This is a genomic window from Aurantimonas sp. A3-2-R12 (assembly GCF_036016755.1).
Taxonomy (GTDB): domain Bacteria; phylum Pseudomonadota; class Alphaproteobacteria; order Rhizobiales; family Rhizobiaceae; genus Aurantimonas; species Aurantimonas coralicida_A.
In genome coordinates this window covers 33,546-51,132 of sequence record NZ_JAYXIH010000015.1, presented here as the reverse complement: position 1 = coordinate 51,132, position 17,587 = coordinate 33,546, and the positions used below count along the sequence as shown (strand labels likewise).

The following is a 17,587-nucleotide window of genomic DNA, read 5'->3' as shown; positions in this document are numbered from 1 at the left end:
AGCCACGCTCGCACCAACCTACCCGCCGCGGCCCTTCTTGCCGCCGCGCTGGCGCTCGAAGGTTTTCGCGCCGCATTGCGGGCAGCCGGCTTCTTTCAGCGCCTCGATGGTGGTGACAGCCTGATCCGCGCCGACCGGCACCAGCGCAGCGCAGGCCTTGCAGCGATAGCGGCGCAGGCGCGGGCGGATTTCGCCGGTATAGATCGCGCCGTCGAAGCGCTGGCCGGCGAGCGGCGAGGCCGTGCGGCTGGTGGTCGACAACTCGATCAGCTGCCCGACCGAGCCGAGGATCGACGCGCCGCCATAGCGGTTGAAGGACGGGCGCATGCGGAGCACCGCCAGGCCGAGTTCGGTCAGCCGCGCCTGCAGGTCGAGCCGGTCGTTGGGGCCGAGATCGGCATAGGATAAAAACACCGGCAGGCCGGGGCCGGCCGCCAGCGCCTCGATGCCGCGCGCAACGAACAGCGCCATGCCGGGCAGCGTATAGGGCGGGTCGGTCGCCAGCACGTCGAAGCCGCCTTGCAGCGCCTCCGGCATCGGCTCGCGCATGTCGTGGGCGATCCGCTCGAAGGCGAACTCGTGGCGCGTGGCGCCTCGCTCCAGATGGGCAAGGCGGTCGGGGTCGATCTCCAGCACGGTCAGCCGGCGGGGTGGGGCGGAGAGCGCGCCGGCGACGAGGCCGATGGCGATCGACAGGGAATCGTCGTCGCCGATCAGGAGAATGCGCCGGCCGGCGAGAGCGCCCGCCTGATGCATGGCGAAAGCGCGCCGGAGCGCCGTTTCGGCGGTGCAGGGCGCCTGGTCGAGCGTGACGTCCACCTTCGGCCCGTCGGCGAGATGGGCCTCCATCGCCGGCAGCAGCGGCGCGAGGATTGGATCGAGCGTGTCGCCGGCATCGTTCGCCGGACGCTGCGGACGGGGCGAGCGGCCGGGCGCGGCGGGTTCGGGTTGCAGTGCTTCGAGGCCGAGCTGTTCGCGGGCGAAGAGGCGTCCGGAGTCGGACAGCGCGACGCCGTGGCCGCGCTCCAGAAGCTTCAGGGTTTCCAGCTCGCGGCGGATGGCGCTGACGACGGGCAGCGGCATGCGCACCAGCCGCGCCAGATCGCGCAGCGCCAGCGGGCCGTCGCTTGCCACGATGCGCAGAATTGTGGCGACGCCCTCGCGGCCTTCGCGCAAGCTCGTCGCCTTGGCGACATCGGCGAGGAGGTCGCCGGCGGGAGGGTTCGGATCGGCGCGGGGGTGATCGTCACAGGTCATGGGGCCATAGAGCCGAGCGCGGCGTTTCTGTCCATCGCTGCGGCGTGTCTCCGTGTGCCGCAATGGCGAAAAAACCCGTTCCGCCGCGCCGTTTTCGCCCGCGATGAGAACCGCGTGCCGGCCGCACAGCGCGATCTGCGGGCCGCGCAGCCGAGTCTGGAAGACCTGCAGCGCGGCGAGCTTGGCGGCGAGGGCAGGAGGGTCCAATGCACGGAGCGCCGGGGCGAAGCCGGTCGGCGCGTTCGGGCCGGGCATGCTGGCCGCCGCGTAGGGCAGATCCTCGTAGAATTGCGTCGTCTCGGGGTCGAGCGCGCCGTCGGCGAGGAGGTCGCCAACGGCAAGCCGGACCAGCATATGGTCGAGATGTCCGCCGATGCCGGCCGGTGCGAACAGCCGGATATTGCCCGTCGCAGGCTCCGCTGCAACGAGGTCCAGAATGCGCGCCGCGAGGTCGGCGATCTCCCGGCAAAACGTCGGCTCGGCCCGGACGCTTGCCTCCGTCCAGCCGAGCGTGCGGCTGAGCGGCAGGCGGTGGCGGTCCTGCGCGCCGGCAAGGCTCCAGTCGCGGATCTCATAGCCAAGAATGCGTCCGGCCAGCCGGTCCTCCGCCCTGGCGAGCGCGGCACGCGCGGCGGCCGGTGCCCGCAGCCCGCTCTGATAGGCTTGGTCGGAGAAGATGTTGCAGACGACGCGGCGCCGTCCGTCGCCGCGCTGGTGGGCGAGCGTGCCGCCGAGCGACAGCGCCGCGTCGTCGACATGCGGCGATAGGATGAGATCGATGCCGGCGGGAGGGGCCGCTTCGACCGGCGGCGGCAGGATGATGGCGAGGCCGCTTCGGACGAGATCGGCAAGGACGCGATCGGCGCCGGCCTCTGTGTCGGGCAGATCGTCGAGCAGTGTTTCGACCACCAGCTTTGCGGCGAATGCCGTCCTGTCGGGATTTAGCCGCACGATCCGGCCCCCGACGGTCCGCACGCCGTCGGGGGCCGGCGAAAAATGCGGCAGCAGCAGCGCCGTCGCGCCGGGCGGGCTCGGCGCCGCGGCGTCGGTGCCGGTCATTTGATCCCGGCCGGTACGGGGTCATCCGGCAAGCGGGCGTTCGGCTGGCGGTGCTCGGCGGACGGGCACGCGATCCGCCGCGCCTTGCCCGAGACCACCGCCGCTGCGAGCGCCGCGCGATCCGGCTTGCCGGCGGCGGTGCGGGGAAAGCGCTTGAGCGTCGCGATCGCTTGCGGCATCGGCCCGCCCCGCTCGGCGACCGCCGCCGTCAGCTGATCGGGCGCGATCCCATCGCCCTCGCAGACCAACGCCAGATAGTCGCGGTCGGCCGCCGACGGCGCCTGGAGAACGAGGGTGACCGCGTCGCTGACCCCCGGCACGGTGCCGACGGCCTTGGTCAGGCTGTCAGCGTCGATCGTCTGGCCATTGACCTTCAATCGGGCGTCGCGCCGGCCGAGCAGGCGGATCGTCCCGTCCGGCAGGCGGCGGGCGTTGTCGCCGCTCCGCCAGATGGAAAGCGGCCGCTCCGTGTTGGCGAGGACCGCGTGGCCGAGGTCGAGGACGAGTTCGGCAGTCTCGCCGCCGGACGGGCTGAGGACACGAACGCCGTCGAAGGGCCGGCCGATGACGCCTTCGGGCAGCGCCGCCGCGTCTCCGAATGTCGCGCCGGTTTCGCTGCAGCCGTAATTGCGGCCGAGCGGGCAGCCGAACATCGCCGCGAAATTCGCCGACAGGGCATCGGAGACGGGGCCGGCCCCGGCAATCGCTAGCCGCAACGCGGGAGCGGCTGGCGCGTCGCTCCGGCGGGCGGCCGCGACGAGCAGTCGCGCCATCGGGGCGGTGAGGATAATGACCGCGTAGCAACCGGCGAGGAGCGCGCGCGCCAGCCGGCGGGCGTTGAACACCGACGGAACACGGATGATCGCGCCCGACGCGGCCAGCCCCAGCAGCGCGCCGAAGCCGAAGGAATGGCCGATCGGCGCGGCGACGAGCGCGCGGTCGCCCGGCCTGAAACCGTAGCGAGCGCGGTAGCGTGATGCTTCGTCGAGGAGGCTCGTGACGCCGCGGGGCGCAAGCTTCGGCGCGCCGGTCGACCCCGACGTCAGATGGATAATCGCGAGCGAGTCGGCGCCCTCGGGGCGGACGCGTGCTGAGTCGTGTTCGCCGAGCCGCACCAGCCCTTCGCCTTCCCAGCGCCAGTCGGTCTGGTCCATCAACGTTTCGCTTGCCGGACTTGCGCCGATCGGCGCAACCAGTGGGATGGCGCCAACATCCCAGAGGCCGATGATTTTCGATAAGAGCGGCAGTCCGGTGTCTTCGGCGAGGAGCACCGTGGCGCCGGGTTCCAGCCGATGCCCGCGCGTTTCGCCCGCCGCGAATGCCGCCGCCGTCGCGTGTGCCGCCGCTGCCTGAAAGCTGGCGAAGCCGACGACCGCGCCGTCACTCTCCTCAAAACGGGTCTCGCTGAAAGCGTCCGACAATTCCGTGAAGCCGACCTCGGGGCGACCCATCGGGGTTACGCCGGAATGGCGGACCGGGCGGACCCGGCGCCTGCCGGTGCTACGGTTCCGAGCGAGGCGAGTGCCGCCGCGATGTCGGCGAGCAACGCTTCGCCGCCGAGCAACAGCGTGTGCGAGAACCAGATGACCGATTTGGCCGCTGCGTCGGCGACCGGTGTCGGCAAGGCGGCATAGTCGGGCGGCGCGCCGGTAACGCCGGCAAGCCTGCGAAGCGCGCCGGGCGCGAACATTTCAGTCCGGTGTACCGGCGGAAAACAGCGAAACGCCGGAATTCCCATCGCCCGCAATTCGGCTGACAGCGCGCCCGCGTCGCGGCCGCCGAAATCGGCCGGGTCGAACCAGGCCAGCACCATGTAGCGGCCGTGCCGCTCGACATAGGGGCGCGTCGCCAGCGGTCGTAAACCCGCCTCGGCGAGCTGCGTCTCGAAGAACGGCGCCATCAGGTCGCGCCGCGCCATCTCGTCCGGCAGGCGGCGAAGCTGGCCGAGGAGCAGGGCGGTCTGAAACTCGGTCAGGCGCATGTTGGTGGCCGGCATCATATGCCGATAGTCCGTGTCGCCCTTCGGCCGGCCGCAGGAATGCAGCGCGAAGCTCTCGGCCGCGATGTCGGCGCGATTGGTGACCAGCGCGCCGCCTTCGCCGCAGGTCATCAGCTTGCCGGACTGGAAGCTGACGATCGCCGCGTCGCCGATCGCGCCGAGCGCCTGACCGAAGGCGCGGGCGCCATGGGCATGGGCGGCGTCCTCGACGACCGACAGGCCGTGGCGGCGGGCGATCGCCATGATCTCGAGCATTTCCGCCGCCTGACCGGCCATATGCACCGGCACGATGGCGCGGGTGCGCGGCCCGATCGCCGCTTCGATCAGCGCCACGTCGATATTGAGCGTGTCCGGCTCGACATCGACGGGAATCGGCCAGGCGCCGAGTCTGAGGACCGCTGAGGCCGTGGCGATAAAGGTCGTGGCCGGCACGATGACCTCGTCGCCGGCGCCGATTCCGAGGGCGGCGAGCGCGAGTTCCAGCGCCGCCGTGCCATGGGAGACGGCGCGGACATGGTCCACACCCAGAAACTCGGCGAAAGCCGTCTCGAATCGGTCGCCGACATCGCCATTGCCGCGCCACCAGCGCCGCGACCGCAGCACATCGATCATCGCGGCTTCGTCCGCTTCCTCGAAGCGGGGCCAGGCCGGAATGCGGGAGGCGAAATCGGCGTGCATCGATACCTCGAATGTAACTTTAAGTAGTATTATGGAGGTAGCTGCGCGCGTCAAGCGAGTGATCGAAATGCCGCGCGGGCGGCGCCGATGAGCGCGGCATCGACGCCGTGTGGATGCCGGACCGGTGGCGGCAATCCGCCGCTGGTGGTGAACCGTTTGGCGCAGAGATCGAAGAAGGGCGACAGGCCGAGGCCGCCGCAAATGGTGAGCCTGTGTGGATCGAACACCCGGGCGAGGATCGCCAATGCCTCGGCGACAGCATCGGCCGCGCGGTCCAGAACCGGATCGCGGATCGATGCTGGAAGCGCGAAGATGTCGAAGGCTTCCGCATCCGACTTGCCCAGCATGCGGCGCAAGGCCCGGCCGGACGCCGCGGCCTGCAGGCAGCCGACCTCGCCGCAGGCGCAGACGAGACCGCTGGCGGCGGGAACCTTGATATGCCCGACCGCCATCGCCGCGCCGCTTCGGCCGGTCAGGAGGCGGCTGTCGACAACCGCGCCACCGCCGATCCCGGTGCCGATCGCGATGGCGACCGTGGTCTCGCGCGCCGTGTCCGGCGTGCCCATCGGATGCGCGGCGAGGGCGGCGGCCGCCGCGTCGTCGAGGATGCGAATGTCGATTCGGCCCAGAAGATCGGGGGGAAGGATCGCCTCGCCCTCATAAGCTGGACGGTTCGGCCAGCGGACCACCCGACCCGCCGCGTCGCAATGGGGCGCCGCCGCGACGGCGACGCGCTCCGGCCGCCCGGCCGCTTCCCATGCGTCGGCGATCGTGCGGGCACAGTCCGTCGCCCGAGGCGGTGTCGGGATCGTGCCGATCCGACGGCGGATATCGTCGTTCGGGCCGACCAGCGCCGCCCGCAAAAACGTCCCGCCAAGGTCGACGGCGAGGAGTGCGCTCATCGAAGCGCCGTTTCGATCGCATCGCCGAGTCTGGCTGCAAAGGCGAGGTCTGGTTCCTCTCGCCATCCGGCGGCGGCGCGGTGGTGAAATACGTCGAGCATTGCCACGAAACCCTCCACATGAAGAGCCGGCCCGGGCGTGAAATCGTCGATCTCCGGCCCCTTGCCGCGTCGCCGCAGGGTGACGCGCTGATGCGGGGTCCGGCGCTCGATCGAGAAACCGAACAGGCCGTGGAGCCGGCAGGCGCCGTCGTCGCCGATTGCGTCGAGCCGAACCACGTCGCCCGGCGTGTCGTCGAGCCATCGAACCGAGAGATGAACGACGCAGTCCGCGACGCGCAACTCCGCCTCGAACCGGTCGGCGACGCAGGTGACGCTTGGCGAGACCTTAGGCGTTGTTCCGTCGTACCACGCCGCGGGCGCGGCGTGTCCCGTGCGGGATTGGCGCGCGAAACGGATGTCCAGCCCGTCGGTGCGCCAGCCAAGCGCGGCGCCGGCCAGATCGACAAGGTGCGAGCCGAGATCGGCGAAAACGCCGGTCCAGCCGGGCGAGTCCGCCAAGTGCCAGGCGGTCGCCGGGACGCCGCGATGGCGATGCCAGGTCAGGTCGAGACGCCGGAGCGGGCCGATCGTCGCCGCACCGTCCAGCCAGCGTCGGGCGTCGGCGCGGTGGCGGCAGGCGACCCCGGCGGCAAGCGCTGCTCTACCGCGACGGCCGGCGGCTGTCAGGCGCGCCCGGTCGGCGATGCCACGCAGCACCGGTTTTTCCACGAGACAGGCGAGGCCGGCCGAGAGAAACGCTTCCGTGTCGTCGACATGGCAAGGGTTCGGCGAAGCGACGACGATGGCCTCGACCGGCGCCGCCAACAGAGCCTCGCGCGTCGACACCAACACGGCCTCGGGAAACAGGTCTCGGACCGTCGCTTGCGCCGCCGAATCGGGTTCGAGCACCGCCGCGACGGCGATCCGGCCGCCGAGGGCTTCCAGCGCCGGTCGGTAGCAATTGCGCACCACCCAGCCGGCGCCGCAGAAACCCATTCGAAGAGGAGCCGGCGTGCTCACAGGGTCGCCAGCACCGCTTCGGGCCGCCCCGCCATCTCCGCCATGACCTCCCAGAGGTCGGGCGGTTCGCCCTTGGTGAAGACCTGATGGCGGAAGACCTCGAACAGCACTAGATCCGATCTGGCGTCGAAAAGGCCGCCGAATTCGGAGGAGCGGAGAGCGCGATCGGGGATGGCGCGCTCACACAGTCCACGAAACCGTGTGAGGTGACCGCGCGCGGCGTCCGGCATCATCAGCTTCGGTCGTGTGACGATGGCGTGGGCGCGCTCGCCGTAGCGGCGGGCCGCGAAGCGACGCAGGATCGTCTTGCCGGACGCGCCGGGCGGGCCGACGACCACCGAGGGCGGCAGGGTCTCCAGCAGTTGCCCGAGATCGTCGTCGAGATAGGGAACCCGCATTTCGACCGAGGCGGCCATGGAGAGCCGGTCGACCGGCTGCAGATGGCCGCGCTCCAGCGGATCGGCGCGATCGTGGGCAAGAAGGGCATCGCGCAGGCCGCCGCTGCTGTCCGCCGCTCGCAGCGCCTCGATCCGGGTGAGCACGCCGTCGCGCGGCGTCAGCCCGGCCCGGCGCACGCGTCGAAGCGCGGCTTCCATGGTAGCGAGCGACCGTTCCGGTGTCCGGTAAGCCGCATAGCCCCCCATGAGTTCGTCGGCGCCCTCGCCATTCAGGCAGCAGCGAGCCGTGCGGCCGATCCGATGGCAGAGCAGCGCGAAGAGCGGCCCGGCGGCGAGATCGGGTTGTTCCACGGCGCGGAGCGTCGCCGGGATCGCCGCCAGAAACGCGTCGAACGACACAGCGAGGAATTCATGCTCGGCGCCGAGCGATCGGGCAAGCCTTTCGGCGGCGACCGCATCCGGATGATCCGCATTCTCGGCAACGGTGAAGGTCCGTGGCGGGCGACCGGCCAGCTCCGCCACGACCAGCGCCAGTACCGCGGAGTCGAGCCCGCCGGATAGGCTGACGACGATCTCCGTGTCGGCGACGCAATGCCGGCGAACCGCCGCGATCAGAGCGGCTTCGAAGCGTTCGTCCGCTTGCGCTTCCCTTACCCTTGCCGCCGGGGTTGCCGTGGCGGCCCGTGCCGAACCGGCAAAGGTCCGCTGCGGTCCGGTGCGGACGCGGTCCTGCCAGGTCACCGCCATCATGTGACCCGGACGCAGTTCGGTGATGATTTCGAAGAAGGTGGCGCCGTCGATCGGCGTTCCGAGAACCGCGAAATCCGCAAGGGTCGTCAGGTCGAGGCGTGGCGGCTGCGGCAGGACGGCGGCGATCGCTTTCGCCTCGGAGGCAAAGAGAAAGCGGTCGCCGCATGCGTCGCAATGGAAGGCGAGTGGTTTGATGCCGTGTCGGTCGCGAAGCAGCAGCAGGCGATCGGGAAATCTCACGGCGATCGCGAACATGCCGGTGAGCCGATCCGCCGCGGCCTCGCCCCAGGCGACGAAGGCGGCGAGCACGACTTCCGTGTCGCAACGGCCGCGGAAGCGATGGCCGCGCCGGCTCAGCTCCTCGCGGAGTTCGGCCGCGTTGGTGATTTCGCCGTTGAAGACGACGGCGGTGCCGCTTTCGGGGTCCCGCATCGGCTGCGCGCCATGTTCGGCATCGACGATGGCCAAGCGCGCGGCACCGATCGCGACCCTCCCGTGCACGAATTGGCGGCACGCGTCGGGGCCGCGATGGCGCATCGCCGCCAGCAGTTCACGGCAGTCCGGCGCGTCGACGAAGGAGATGCACCCCGCGATCGCGCACATGCCGGGTCAGCCCGTTCGCCGGCAGGCGGCGATCGCCGCCGCGACCTCGCCGAGCGCGGCGCCATAGCCGGGTCCGCCGGGACGCTCGCCCATCCGCCGCGCATGAACGGCGGGCAGGCGATGAAACGGCAAGACCGGATAGCGGTGATGGTCGACATGGTAGTTGTCGTAATTGACCAGATAGCTCCATAGCGCCGGCGCGCGATAGGAGCGGGTGTTTACCGTCAGATCGCGGGACGCCGGATCGCGGCCGAGATGCTCCGGCGCGGTCATCAGGAAGTGCAGCGGCGGCGCGATGAGGAAGGCCGGGACGAGCCATCCGAAGACGAGGAGGCGCGGCGCGAGAATGCCGCCGGTGACGATAAGCCCGACGGCGACATGGCGGTGGTGATGGAGATGGCGGACACGGGTGTCGGTGAAGCTTGCAAGCATCGGCGCGCCGAGCAGCGATCCGGCAAGGCGGTTGGCGGTTTCGCCGCGCAGGAGAATTCCGTGCAGCGCCTCGTGCTGCAATTCCAGGCCATGCGCGAAGATCAGGCCGAGTCCCAGCGTCGCCGCGAACAGCAACGGCCCGTCGCGCGTGCCGATAACCCAAACGAGCGCTATGACCACGGCGAGGAAGCCGACGAGCTTGGCAAGCGACAGCGCATAGGAGGGGGCGAACACGGCCACGGGCGGGTCGGACGGGTTGGTCATGAGGCCACATCCTCGGGCTTCGCTGGCAGCGGGCGCGAGAAGATCGATAGTTGTCGCCGCGCGTAGAACATGGCGGCGAGCGTCATCGGTGCTGCGCCTTGGAACCGGCCGCAATCGACGCTCGTGCGGGGGCGCCCCGCGGCATCGGCCGGCCACGGCTCGACGATCGTCGCGAAGGGCTCGCAGCGCCGGACGACCAGCGATCCGAGCCAGTTGCTCGCCAGGGGACGCTCGCCCCGCAACCGCCAGACGGCGGCGGTGTCGAGATGGGCTGTGAAATCTGGCGCCGGCGGCGTGTCAGCGGCGACCTCGCAGCGCCCGCAGATCGTCAAGAGTCGCTGCCCGACGCTCGACGATCCGTCGAGCATGAGATGGGTCGAAAGGCTCGCGCAATGGGGGCAGGGCACCTTGCTGCGCTTCGACGCTTTGCTCGCGCGTACCCAGACGCCTTCGAGCGCGCCCTTGGCCAAGGCGTCTGCCATAAAGGCGAAGGCCGCCGCGCGCGCGGCCTCATCGCTGCGCGTCGATGCCAGCGTGGCGAGGGCGTCCAGCACCGGTCCGTCCGGGGCGTCGGCTGGGATAGGCGCGTGAGGCAGCCGCGAAAGACGCGGTGGCGGGGACGCTGCCGTGCCGTTGATCGATGCTGGCTTCGGCGCGATGCGCAGCAGGGGGTCGCCGAACAGCACAAACCGATGGCCGGATGCGAGGGCTTGGGGCGCGCGATTGTGGGCAGCGACCGCTTCCCCGATCGGCATGCCGCGCGAGAGCGCGCCGGCCAAAAGGTCGATCGATACCGGTGAGGCGATGACGATCCTGGCCGTCGTCACCAGCGCGCCGAGCGCCGGTGAGGCGGCGAGGCGCAAGCCGGCGCCATAGGTCCGGTCGATGAAGCCGTCGCGGGACGGCCAGCCGACACAGGTGTTCCAGATCATCGCCCGCGCCTCGACGGCGGCGGGATGCAAGGTCGCGTCGGCGAAGGCCGCCGTTTCAGCGGCGACGTGGAGACGGTGACAATGATTGGAGACCCGGCAGGTCGGCATGCGGGGCCTGCCCTCGGCGGCGAAGGCCGCGTCAACCGGGCACAGCACGAGCGGCCCGAGATCGCCGTCGATGCCATCGCCATGGCCGGTCACCGAGACGAGACTGTCGCCCTGGCCGAGCAGCCGGCGCAAATGCGCCTTGTCCGACGCGCGACCGCACAGGGCGAAGTCCGATGTTTCGACGATGCCGATGGGAAGCTGGGGGGACAGGTCGAGGCGAAACGGCGCATCGCCCAAAGGCCTGTGCAACGCCGTCGCGCTCGCGACCGCCTTTGCGCTCAGTTCCTCCAAGGTGCGGCCGACCAGGAAGCCGGCCAATGAGCCGGCTCCCGGTGCTGTCGCCGCGTCCACGATATCGTCGGTCAGATCGTCTGCGAGCGCGACGATCACGTCGCCGTCGTCAAAACGGCGCGGGGCCGACGATGAAAGGCGGCGAAGAATCCGCCCCGTCGCCTTTGCGTAGGCTTCAGCAATCGGTCGCGTGGCGGAGCCGATGGCATGGCAGACGGCGGGGTCGTCCGCGGTAACCTTCTCGCTTCGGACCCGGGGCGCACCGGACGAGAGGACCTGAAGCATCTCGCCATCCACCCCCACTGCTACCAGTGCAGTGAATCGGGGGCCGTCAAGTCGATGCCGGAGCGGGCCAGATCAGCGCGCACGCGCGCAAGTTCCGCCTCCGCCATGTGCAACTTCTCCAGCCCCGTGTGGAATTTTTCCAGCCCGCCGAGATGGGCTTTCTGCAGTTCAGGGGACATGCTTTCGAATGAGCTTGTCGCGTTTCCGGTCATATCGCCATTCCTTCTGCGGATAGATTTCCTGGTGATCGCAAAGGATCGATTCACATCGTATGGTTGTGGTCCAGCCGGTGTGGAGGCGTCTTCGCCGCCTACCAGTGCAGCGAGTCATTCACGCTCAGATCGGCGCCGGAGCGGGCAAGATCGGCGCGCACGCGTGCCAGTTCCGCTTCCGCCTTGTGCAGTTTTTCGAGCCCCTTGTGGAAACGCTCGAGGCCACCGCGATGCGCCTTCCGTTCGTCGGGAGTCAGGTTCTTGCCCTGCGACAGGCTATCGCCTTCTACATAGTTTCCCATGTTCCACTCTCCGTCCGGAGTGCATCTCCTCATGATTGAGGAGATGCAAATAATACACGTTAAAGGTGTATATTCAAGCCGACCGCGTGGCTTCGGCACGGGAACTTTCCTCTCCGCTTCTTCCGCTCTCGCTTTTCAGGGCGCCATGGGTGAAACTATGGGAGACTGGCTTATTCTCCTGCCGAGCGATTCATGCGCAAGCCGAGCGGCGTTCTTGCCGGTATCATCCTCACCATTCTGTCCGGCCTTGCGCTCGCCACCATGGATACGGGAGCGAAGTACCTGACCGGGCGGTTGCCGGTGCTGGAGGTCGTCTGGGCACGCTACTTCTTCCACGCCGTGCTGATGACCGCGTGGCTGGCCAAGACCCGGGGGACGACCTTTCTGAAAACCCGGCGCCCGCTGTTGCAACTGGCGCGCGGCGGGGCGCTGCTCGGCGCCACCATCACAATGTATTTCGGGCTCTCCAAGGTGCCGCTGGCTGACGCCACCGCCGTGATGTTCTTCGCGCCGGTGCTTGTGACGGTGCTATCGGTTGTTTTCCTGGGAGAAAGGATCGGCCTTCCGCGGATCGCGGCGGTGCTAGCCGGTTTTGGCGGCGTCCTGTTGATCGTCCGTCCGGGCTTTGCCGATACTGATCCCTATCTGCTGCTGCCGCTTGGGGCCGCCGTGATCGTCTCGCTCTATTATTTGCTGACCCGCGCTCTGTCCGGGCCAGAAGAGAACGCGGCGACGCTTTTTCACACCACGGCGGTTGGGGCGGTCGTTCTGAGTTTCGCCGTTCTGATCGTCTGGGAAACGCCCTCGACGACGGAATTCGCTCTCATGCTCGGGATCGGCGCGCTCGGCGCGCTTGGGCATTTCTGCCTTGTTCAGGGCTTCGCCTACGCCTCCGCGTCGACGCTGACGCCGTTCCTTTACGCCCAGGTTCTGTTTGCCGGCATCTACAGCGTGGTGCTGATCGGCGATCCGTTAAGGCCGAACCTCGTCATCGGCGCGGCGATCCTGATCGCCAGCGGCCTGACCATCTGGTGGCGGGAAAACCGCCGACCAAGATGACGCGGCGCCAGGAGACGCCGGGCGCCTCCACCTATGCAATCGTCTGGCGGGTCTTCTTCCAGTTCGGCGAGGAAGGTTATCCCTCCGGCCGATCAATATCGCGACGTGTCGACGCTCAGCGCGAGAGGCGCAGGCTCGAAACCTCATCCGTGATCGCCCCGAAGGCGGCAACCAGCTGCTCCTTGTTCTGCGCGTCGTAATAGAGCTTGGTGGTCGGATCTTTCAGGCCATAGGAGGCGCAGCCTTCCAGAAGCGTCTTCACCTTGCTGCCGTCCTGTACGTCGAAGGCGATGGTGAAAATCACGACGCCGTCGGTTCCGTCCGGCCGGCGCCCGTCATTCTTGGCGTTGGCGCAGACCTTTTCGGTCATCTCGTTCATGGCCTCGACATAGCGGCTGTCATCGGCCTTCTTGATCGTTCGTGTGGTGGCGTCGAACATCCGTCCGGGCTGAGGCGATCCACTGCTCCAGACTTCCCCGTAGCCATAGGCGCCCCAGCGGGATCTGTTGGCGTTGGAAGCGCCCCCATAGGTGTTTTCGCCGTCCGTCATCACCACGAGGACCTTGAGGTTGTCCTTGGCGTCCTTCGCTCGACCCTCGGTGAAGGGCGCGCCCGGCGACAGCACGCGCCAACCCCAGGCGATGCCCTCCGGGATATTGGTCATCTCGGTCGGCTGCATCTTGTCGAGCGCGGCATCGACAGTGGACTGATCCGCGCTCAACGGCGTGATGGGAGTCGTGCTGCAGCCCAGATTCGGACCGCGTCCACTCCCTCCTCCACGCGTGGGAGCGGTGGATTCCAGATATTTGTTCATATCGCGTTGCCAGGCAACAGATTGCGCCGCGCCGGCGGACTTCCCGTCGCTGTCGTCCGCCAGGTAGTCGTTCTTCCAACCCGTAAAGCCCCACCAGTCGTATTCGTCCGGCGCGAACATGGGAACGAACAGGCTGGCGCCCGCGAGCGGCGCGTCGTCGGTCACAGCCAAGCCCTCCGGACGCGACTCGACGCATCCTTCCCATCCCTCGGGGAAACGCTTGGGGCCGGGGACGTATTTGCCCTTCTCCTTGACAAGTTCCCGCGCGTTCTCGAACAGCCACTGGCGGGTCAGCACTTGGCCGTCCGATTTTCGACGCCACTGCAGGCCGACCTTCTCCGCGAGCGGTGCGCCGGACTTGCCGTTCTTCGCCTCGGTCCAGCTTGCCCAGTCGAAGTTCTCGTGATGAATCGGAGATTCGCCAAACCGGTCCATCCACGGCGCGTTGATATTGGCCGGGCCGACGTTGACCGAACCGGAAAACGGCACCACACCCATCATCACCGGCGGCTTGCCAAATGCGGTGGCGTTCACCTTCATCAATGCGGCGGTGAGGTCCTTCGCGGCGCTCTTGAGGGTGTCGATCTTCTTGGCTCCGCCGACGCTCGAGCCCATCGATCCCGAATTGTCGAGCACCAGCGCCATCTCGATCGACAGGTTCTCCAGGACGACCTCGCTCGTACTGGCAATCGGGAAATTGCGCCAGTCGACCTTTTCGTTCGTCACGAATGCTAGAAGATCGCCGAACCAGGTAGGCTGCTGCCGCGTCGCCGAGACCTTCAGAACCCTGTCGCCGCCGACCAGTTGAACCCCGTCGTAGCTGAACTGGGTGTAGCCGCGCGAATCTTCGCCCGCATTGTGGAAGAAATAGCCTTCGGCAACCTTGGCCAGGAAGCCTGGATCCTCCGATTGGGCGTATTCCTTGGCGGCGGCCAAAGCCGCGGTGTCAGCCGACTGCTGCAAATTGCGTTCGGCGCCGTAAATCGTGCTGAGATCGACGGCTGCCGCCATTGTAGCGGCCAGGATCGGCAGCGTCAGCCCGAACATCATCGCAACGTTGCCACGACGGTCCGACCACAGGGCAAGAGAAGTGAATCGCGTCCGCATCGTACTTCCTGTCGTATTTATTCGATCAGAAAACGTCAGTATCGTCAGAGGTATTCAAGTTTTTATAAACTAAATATATTCAATTTTCCCATTTCACGGATTTACTTAGGCGGGGTCTGAAAGTGTAAGTCTTGCTGAATGTTATGTTGGAAAAGGAATTGGTGTAATCGAGGAGGGGTGCGTAGGCATAGGAGACATCCGCAACGATCAGATAACTCGCCGTACCGAAAAACAGCTCCGGCGCTACCGGGTAGGACGCGCCGGCCGCCAGCCCGCTGCCCGAGTTCGCCTGCGACCAGTCGACCGTGCCCTGGCCCTTGTCGTCGACTTGAACAGCGGTCACGACGATCTTCAGGGCGTCGGGTGAAAACGGAGCCATCACGGCGCTCGAAATACTAAAGATATTGCCCATCGCGGTCGGGTTCATCATCCGGTTGCGCGCCACGAGATTGCCGACCGTCTCCGCCGTCGTCTCGACCTTGCGACTGGCCTCAAGTGCCTTCGATGCCTCGAAGCCGCCGAGGTACAGCAACAACATCACCGGAAGGATTAAGGCGAATTCGACGGCAGCCATGCCGCTGCGCTCACGCGCGAAGCGGCTGAACAGGGTCGTTGCCCGGGGGCATATGCTGGATGGATTCGTCCGCATCATTTCCTCAGGAGCAGTTGGATTTGCTGCTCTTCAATTCGCCGAAGGGTTCGTTCATGAAAGCCGTGATCGAGAAGAGAATATCGTTGCCGTTGGTGTCGGACGCGATTTCGTGAAGAAACGACGCGATCCACGGCCATTCGTAGAACGCGCGCAGCACGGTGATCGAGTTGGCGCTGCCCGGATCGAAACAGAAATTCGTGTCGTCGACATTTTTCAGCCGCAGGGGAACGTCGGTCGGGATGTCACCGAATGTGGGGAATGTACGAAGGTCGATCTTGAGCTTGTCGCAAGACAGCATGAAGTCGACCTTGTCGCAGATCTTGGTGCGGAACACCTTCTCGTCGATATCCGATTGCTGGATCTGACCGGTCAGGACCTGTCGCGCGACGCCGTCGACCGCGGTGTCGAGCAACATGCCGGCCGCGGAAATCGCAAAGGTCTCGATAATCGCGAACATCAGCATGAAGAATGGCGCGGCGACCATGGCGAATTCCACAGCCGTCGCGCCGGATTGGTCGCGCGAAAACACAAAGCGTTTCCGGATCATGGCCGTAAAGGCGTGCCGATACGTCATGTCGCGAAGATCTCCATTAAAGTTCAGTCGCTCACTATCGGCGTGTTTTGTTACTTTTCTCTGATTTTCGTTGAACAAATGTCACGGGATGCGAACAACGTGATCGATTCGAGAGTGCCTTGCCTTTATGGCGCCGGCTGGTAGAGCTTGCTGGCGAGTCCGCGACAACACGGCGCCCGATCGTGATGCTTGCGGATCGGACCCGTGACGGTCGCTGCCAAGCCTCGTATCGGCGCCGGATGGTCGCCTCTTACTGTCGATCAGCCGAAGGTTTCCATGTTTCCCAAGCCCGTCGCCGTCGCCGCGCCCAACAGTCTCGAATTCGAAACCCGGCCTCTGGTGAAGCCCACCGGCTTTCGCGAATATGATGCGCGCTGGTGGCTCGGTCGGCCCGGTGATCCCAAGGCTCCCGAGCTGAACCTCATGGGCGTGACTGCGCTGGGGCTGGGATTGGCGAGGCTGATCGCCGAGCGCGGCATTGCGCGCGATATCGTCGTCGGCCATGACTTCCGCGAATACAGCCTGGCGATCAAGACCGCGCTGACGGCCGGTCTGCTGGCCGGCGGCGCCAAGGTGCACGACATTGGCCTGGCGCTGTCGCCAATGGCCTATTTCGCCCAGTTCGCGCTGGACTGCCAATCGGTCGCCATGGTGACTGCGTCGCATAACGAAAATGGCTGGACCGGGGTGAAGATGGGCTGCGAGCGCCCGTTGACCTTCGGTCCGGACGAGATGGCGCGGCTGCGCGACATCGTTCTCTCCGGAGATTTCAAGGGCGAGGGTGGCGGTTCCTATCGATATGTCGAGAACTTTCCTTCGCGCTATGCCGACGATCTCGTCGAGGGGCATGCGATCAAACGCAAACTGAAGGTCGTCGCGGCCTGCGGCAACGGCACGGCCGGCCCCTTCGCGCCGGACGTCTTGCGGCGGATCGGCTGCGAGGTGATCGAACTCGACACCAACCTCGATCATTCCTTCCCGCGCTACAATCCGAATCCGGAGGACATGGAGATGCTTCATGCGATCCGCGACGCGGTGCTGGAGCACGGCGCTGATGTCGGCTTCGGCTTCGACGGCGACGGCGACCGTTGCGGCATTGTCGATAATGAAGGCCGCGAGATCTTCGCCGACAAGATCGGCGTGATGCTGGCGCGCGATCTGTCCTCGATCTACCCGAACGCGCAATTCGTTGTCGATGTGAAGTCGACCGGCCTGTTCATGACCGATCCGGTTCTGAACGAGCGGGGGGCCAGGACCGACTACTGGAAAACCGGCCATTCCTACATCAAGCGGCGGGTGAACGAGCTGTCGGCGATCGCCGGCTTCGAGAAATCCGGCCATTTCTTCTTCAACACGCCGATCGGCCGCGGCTATGACGACGGCTTGATGACCGCGATTGCCGTCGCCGAAATGCTCGATCGCAATCCGGAGAAATCGATGGCTGATCTTTATCGCGATCTGCCGCTGACCTACGGCTCGCCCACCATGTCGCCGCATTGCCCCGACGAGGTGAAATACGGCGTCATCGACCGCGTCGTTGCCGAGATCGTCGCGATGCACGCGTCCGGGGAACCGCTCGCCGGCCAGCCGATCGCCGATGTTGTCACGGTCAATGGCGTTCGGGTGACGGCGGAAGATGGCACCTGGGGTCTCGTCCGCGCCTCGTCCAACAAGCCGGAACTCGTCGTCGTGGTCGAGAGCCCGGTGTCGGAGGCGCGCAAGCGCGAGATGTTCGAGGCGTTGGACACGATCCTGCGGCGAAACGGAGAGGTCGGTGCCTATAACCAGACGCTTTGAAATGCCGTCGCGCACGGTGCGCCGGGGGGCGTTCGTGCGGGTGACATCGCT

At 67.0% G+C, this 17,587-nt stretch carries 15 protein-coding genes; 2 read left to right on the top strand and 13 right to left on the bottom strand.

Annotated features, from left to right (window positions below; genetic code table 11):
• Nucleotides 1–18: 18 nt before the first annotated feature.
• The 10 genes from VSX60_RS09840 to VSX60_RS09795 form a co-directional block, all read right to left on the bottom strand.
• Entirely contained in the window at nt 19–2,316 is a 2,298-nt protein-coding gene (locus tag VSX60_RS09840; protein ID WP_327623980.1) for a bis-aminopropyl spermidine synthase family protein, read from the bottom strand.
• Complete coding sequence (locus VSX60_RS09835) at nt 2,313–3,767, bottom strand: AMP-binding protein (protein ID WP_327623979.1); 1,455 nt, start codon at nt 3,765–3,767, stop codon at nt 2,313–2,315. The genes VSX60_RS09840 and VSX60_RS09835 overlap by 4 nt, the downstream gene beginning before the upstream one ends.
• Before the next feature lie 5 nt (nt 3,768–3,772).
• Nucleotides 3,773–4,993 carry a DegT/DnrJ/EryC1/StrS family aminotransferase gene (locus tag VSX60_RS09830; protein ID WP_327623978.1) on the bottom strand — a complete coding sequence of 407 codons (1,221 nt, stop codon included), beginning with the start codon at nt 4,991–4,993 and terminating at the stop codon, nt 3,773–3,775.
• Between the two features lie 50 nt (nt 4,994–5,043).
• On the bottom strand, nt 5,044–5,895 hold the full coding sequence (locus VSX60_RS09825; RefSeq protein ID WP_327623977.1) for an ROK family protein: 852 nt from the start codon (nt 5,893–5,895) through the stop codon (nt 5,044–5,046).
• Nucleotides 5,892–6,932, bottom strand: a complete 1,041-nt coding sequence (locus VSX60_RS09820; protein ID WP_327623976.1) for a Gfo/Idh/MocA family protein — start codon at nt 6,930–6,932, stop codon at nt 5,892–5,894. Before VSX60_RS09820 ends, VSX60_RS09825 begins: the two co-directional genes overlap by 4 nt.
• Nucleotides 6,933–6,952: 20 nt before the next feature.
• A complete protein-coding gene (gene asnB / locus VSX60_RS09815) occupies nt 6,953–8,707 on the bottom strand; it encodes an asparagine synthase (glutamine-hydrolyzing) (RefSeq protein WP_327623975.1) in 1,755 nt (584 codons plus the stop codon).
• Between the two features lie 6 nt (nt 8,708–8,713).
• Nucleotides 8,714–9,403 carry a fatty acid desaturase gene (locus VSX60_RS09810; protein WP_327623974.1) on the bottom strand — a complete coding sequence of 230 codons (690 nt, stop codon included), beginning with the start codon at nt 9,401–9,403 and terminating at the stop codon, nt 8,714–8,716.
• A complete protein-coding gene (locus tag VSX60_RS09805; RefSeq protein ID WP_327623973.1) occupies nt 9,400–11,019 on the bottom strand; it encodes a hypothetical protein in 1,620 nt (539 codons plus the stop codon). The genes VSX60_RS09810 and VSX60_RS09805 overlap by 4 nt, the downstream gene beginning before the upstream one ends.
• 20 nt (nt 11,020–11,039) lie before the next feature.
• Entirely contained in the window at nt 11,040–11,231 is a 192-nt protein-coding gene (locus VSX60_RS09800) for a hypothetical protein (RefSeq protein ID WP_327623972.1), read from the bottom strand.
• A 98-nt stretch (nt 11,232–11,329) separates the two neighbouring features.
• Nucleotides 11,330–11,533: a hypothetical protein gene (locus VSX60_RS09795; protein ID WP_327623971.1), complete on the bottom strand. Its 204-nt coding sequence runs from the start codon at nt 11,531–11,533 to the stop codon at nt 11,330–11,332.
• 192 nt (nt 11,534–11,725) lie between these two features.
• Between VSX60_RS09795 and VSX60_RS09790 the strand changes: the two genes are divergently transcribed.
• Nucleotides 11,726–12,592 carry a DMT family transporter gene (locus tag VSX60_RS09790; protein ID WP_327623970.1) on the top strand — a complete coding sequence of 289 codons (867 nt, stop codon included), beginning with the start codon at nt 11,726–11,728 and terminating at the stop codon, nt 12,590–12,592.
• Nucleotides 12,593–12,707: 115 nt separating this feature from the next.
• Here the strand turns inward: VSX60_RS09790 and VSX60_RS09785 are convergent, their stop codons facing one another.
• The 3 genes from VSX60_RS09785 to VSX60_RS09775 all read right to left on the bottom strand — a co-directional run bounded on the left by VSX60_RS09785 (nt 12,708) and on the right by VSX60_RS09775 (nt 15,739).
• On the bottom strand, nt 12,708–14,513 hold the full coding sequence (locus VSX60_RS09785; protein ID WP_327623969.1) for a TadE/TadG family type IV pilus assembly protein: 1,806 nt from the start codon (nt 14,511–14,513) through the stop codon (nt 12,708–12,710).
• Nucleotides 14,514–14,592: 79 nt separating this feature from the next.
• On the bottom strand, nt 14,593–15,087 hold the full coding sequence (locus VSX60_RS09780; protein ID WP_327623968.1) for a TadE/TadG family type IV pilus assembly protein: 495 nt from the start codon (nt 15,085–15,087) through the stop codon (nt 14,593–14,595).
• A gap of 82 nt (nt 15,088–15,169) precedes the next feature.
• Nucleotides 15,170–15,739 (bottom strand): TadE/TadG family type IV pilus assembly protein, encoded by a 570-nt coding sequence (locus VSX60_RS09775; RefSeq protein WP_327623967.1) that lies wholly within the window; start codon nt 15,737–15,739, stop codon nt 15,170–15,172.
• A 276-nt stretch (nt 15,740–16,015) separates the two neighbouring features.
• Here VSX60_RS09775 and VSX60_RS09770 point away from each other — a divergent pair, with 276 nt between their 5' ends.
• Nucleotides 16,016–17,536 carry a phosphomannomutase/phosphoglucomutase gene (locus VSX60_RS09770; RefSeq protein ID WP_327623966.1) on the top strand — a complete coding sequence of 507 codons (1,521 nt, stop codon included), beginning with the start codon at nt 16,016–16,018 and terminating at the stop codon, nt 17,534–17,536.
• Nucleotides 17,537–17,587 lie beyond the last annotated feature (51 nt).

Bases quoted from the DNA above. Each gene is read 5' to 3' on its own strand.
- VSX60_RS09840 (WP_327623980.1), bottom strand. From the start codon at position 2,316: ATGACCGGCACCGACGCCGCGGCGCCGAGCCCGCCCGGCGCGACGGCG.
- VSX60_RS09835 (WP_327623979.1), bottom strand. From the start codon at position 3,767: ATGGGTCGCCCCGAGGTCGGCTTCACGGAATTGTCGGACGCTTTCAGC.
- VSX60_RS09830 (WP_327623978.1), bottom strand. From the start codon at position 4,993: ATGCACGCCGATTTCGCCTCCCGCATTCCGGCCTGGCCCCGCTTCGAG.
- VSX60_RS09825 (WP_327623977.1), bottom strand. From the start codon at position 5,895: ATGAGCGCACTCCTCGCCGTCGACCTTGGCGGGACGTTTTTGCGGGCG.
- VSX60_RS09820 (WP_327623976.1), bottom strand. From the start codon at position 6,932: ATGGGTTTCTGCGGCGCCGGCTGGGTGGTGCGCAATTGCTACCGACCG.
- asnB (WP_327623975.1), bottom strand. From the start codon at position 8,707: ATGTGCGCGATCGCGGGGTGCATCTCCTTCGTCGACGCGCCGGACTGC.
- VSX60_RS09810 (WP_327623974.1), bottom strand. From the start codon at position 9,403: ATGACCAACCCGTCCGACCCGCCCGTGGCCGTGTTCGCCCCCTCCTAT.
- VSX60_RS09805 (WP_327623973.1), bottom strand. From the start codon at position 11,019: ATGCTTCAGGTCCTCTCGTCCGGTGCGCCCCGGGTCCGAAGCGAGAAG.
- VSX60_RS09800 (WP_327623972.1), bottom strand. From the start codon at position 11,231: ATGACCGGAAACGCGACAAGCTCATTCGAAAGCATGTCCCCTGAACTG.
- VSX60_RS09795 (WP_327623971.1), bottom strand. From the start codon at position 11,533: ATGGGAAACTATGTAGAAGGCGATAGCCTGTCGCAGGGCAAGAACCTG.
- VSX60_RS09790 (WP_327623970.1), top strand. From the start codon at position 11,726: ATGCGCAAGCCGAGCGGCGTTCTTGCCGGTATCATCCTCACCATTCTG.
- VSX60_RS09785 (WP_327623969.1), bottom strand. From the start codon at position 14,513: ATGCGGACGCGATTCACTTCTCTTGCCCTGTGGTCGGACCGTCGTGGC.
- VSX60_RS09780 (WP_327623968.1), bottom strand. From the start codon at position 15,087: ATGGCTGCCGTCGAATTCGCCTTAATCCTTCCGGTGATGTTGTTGCTG.
- VSX60_RS09775 (WP_327623967.1), bottom strand. From the start codon at position 15,739: ATGACGTATCGGCACGCCTTTACGGCCATGATCCGGAAACGCTTTGTG.
- VSX60_RS09770 (WP_327623966.1), top strand. From the start codon at position 16,016: ATGTTTCCCAAGCCCGTCGCCGTCGCCGCGCCCAACAGTCTCGAATTC.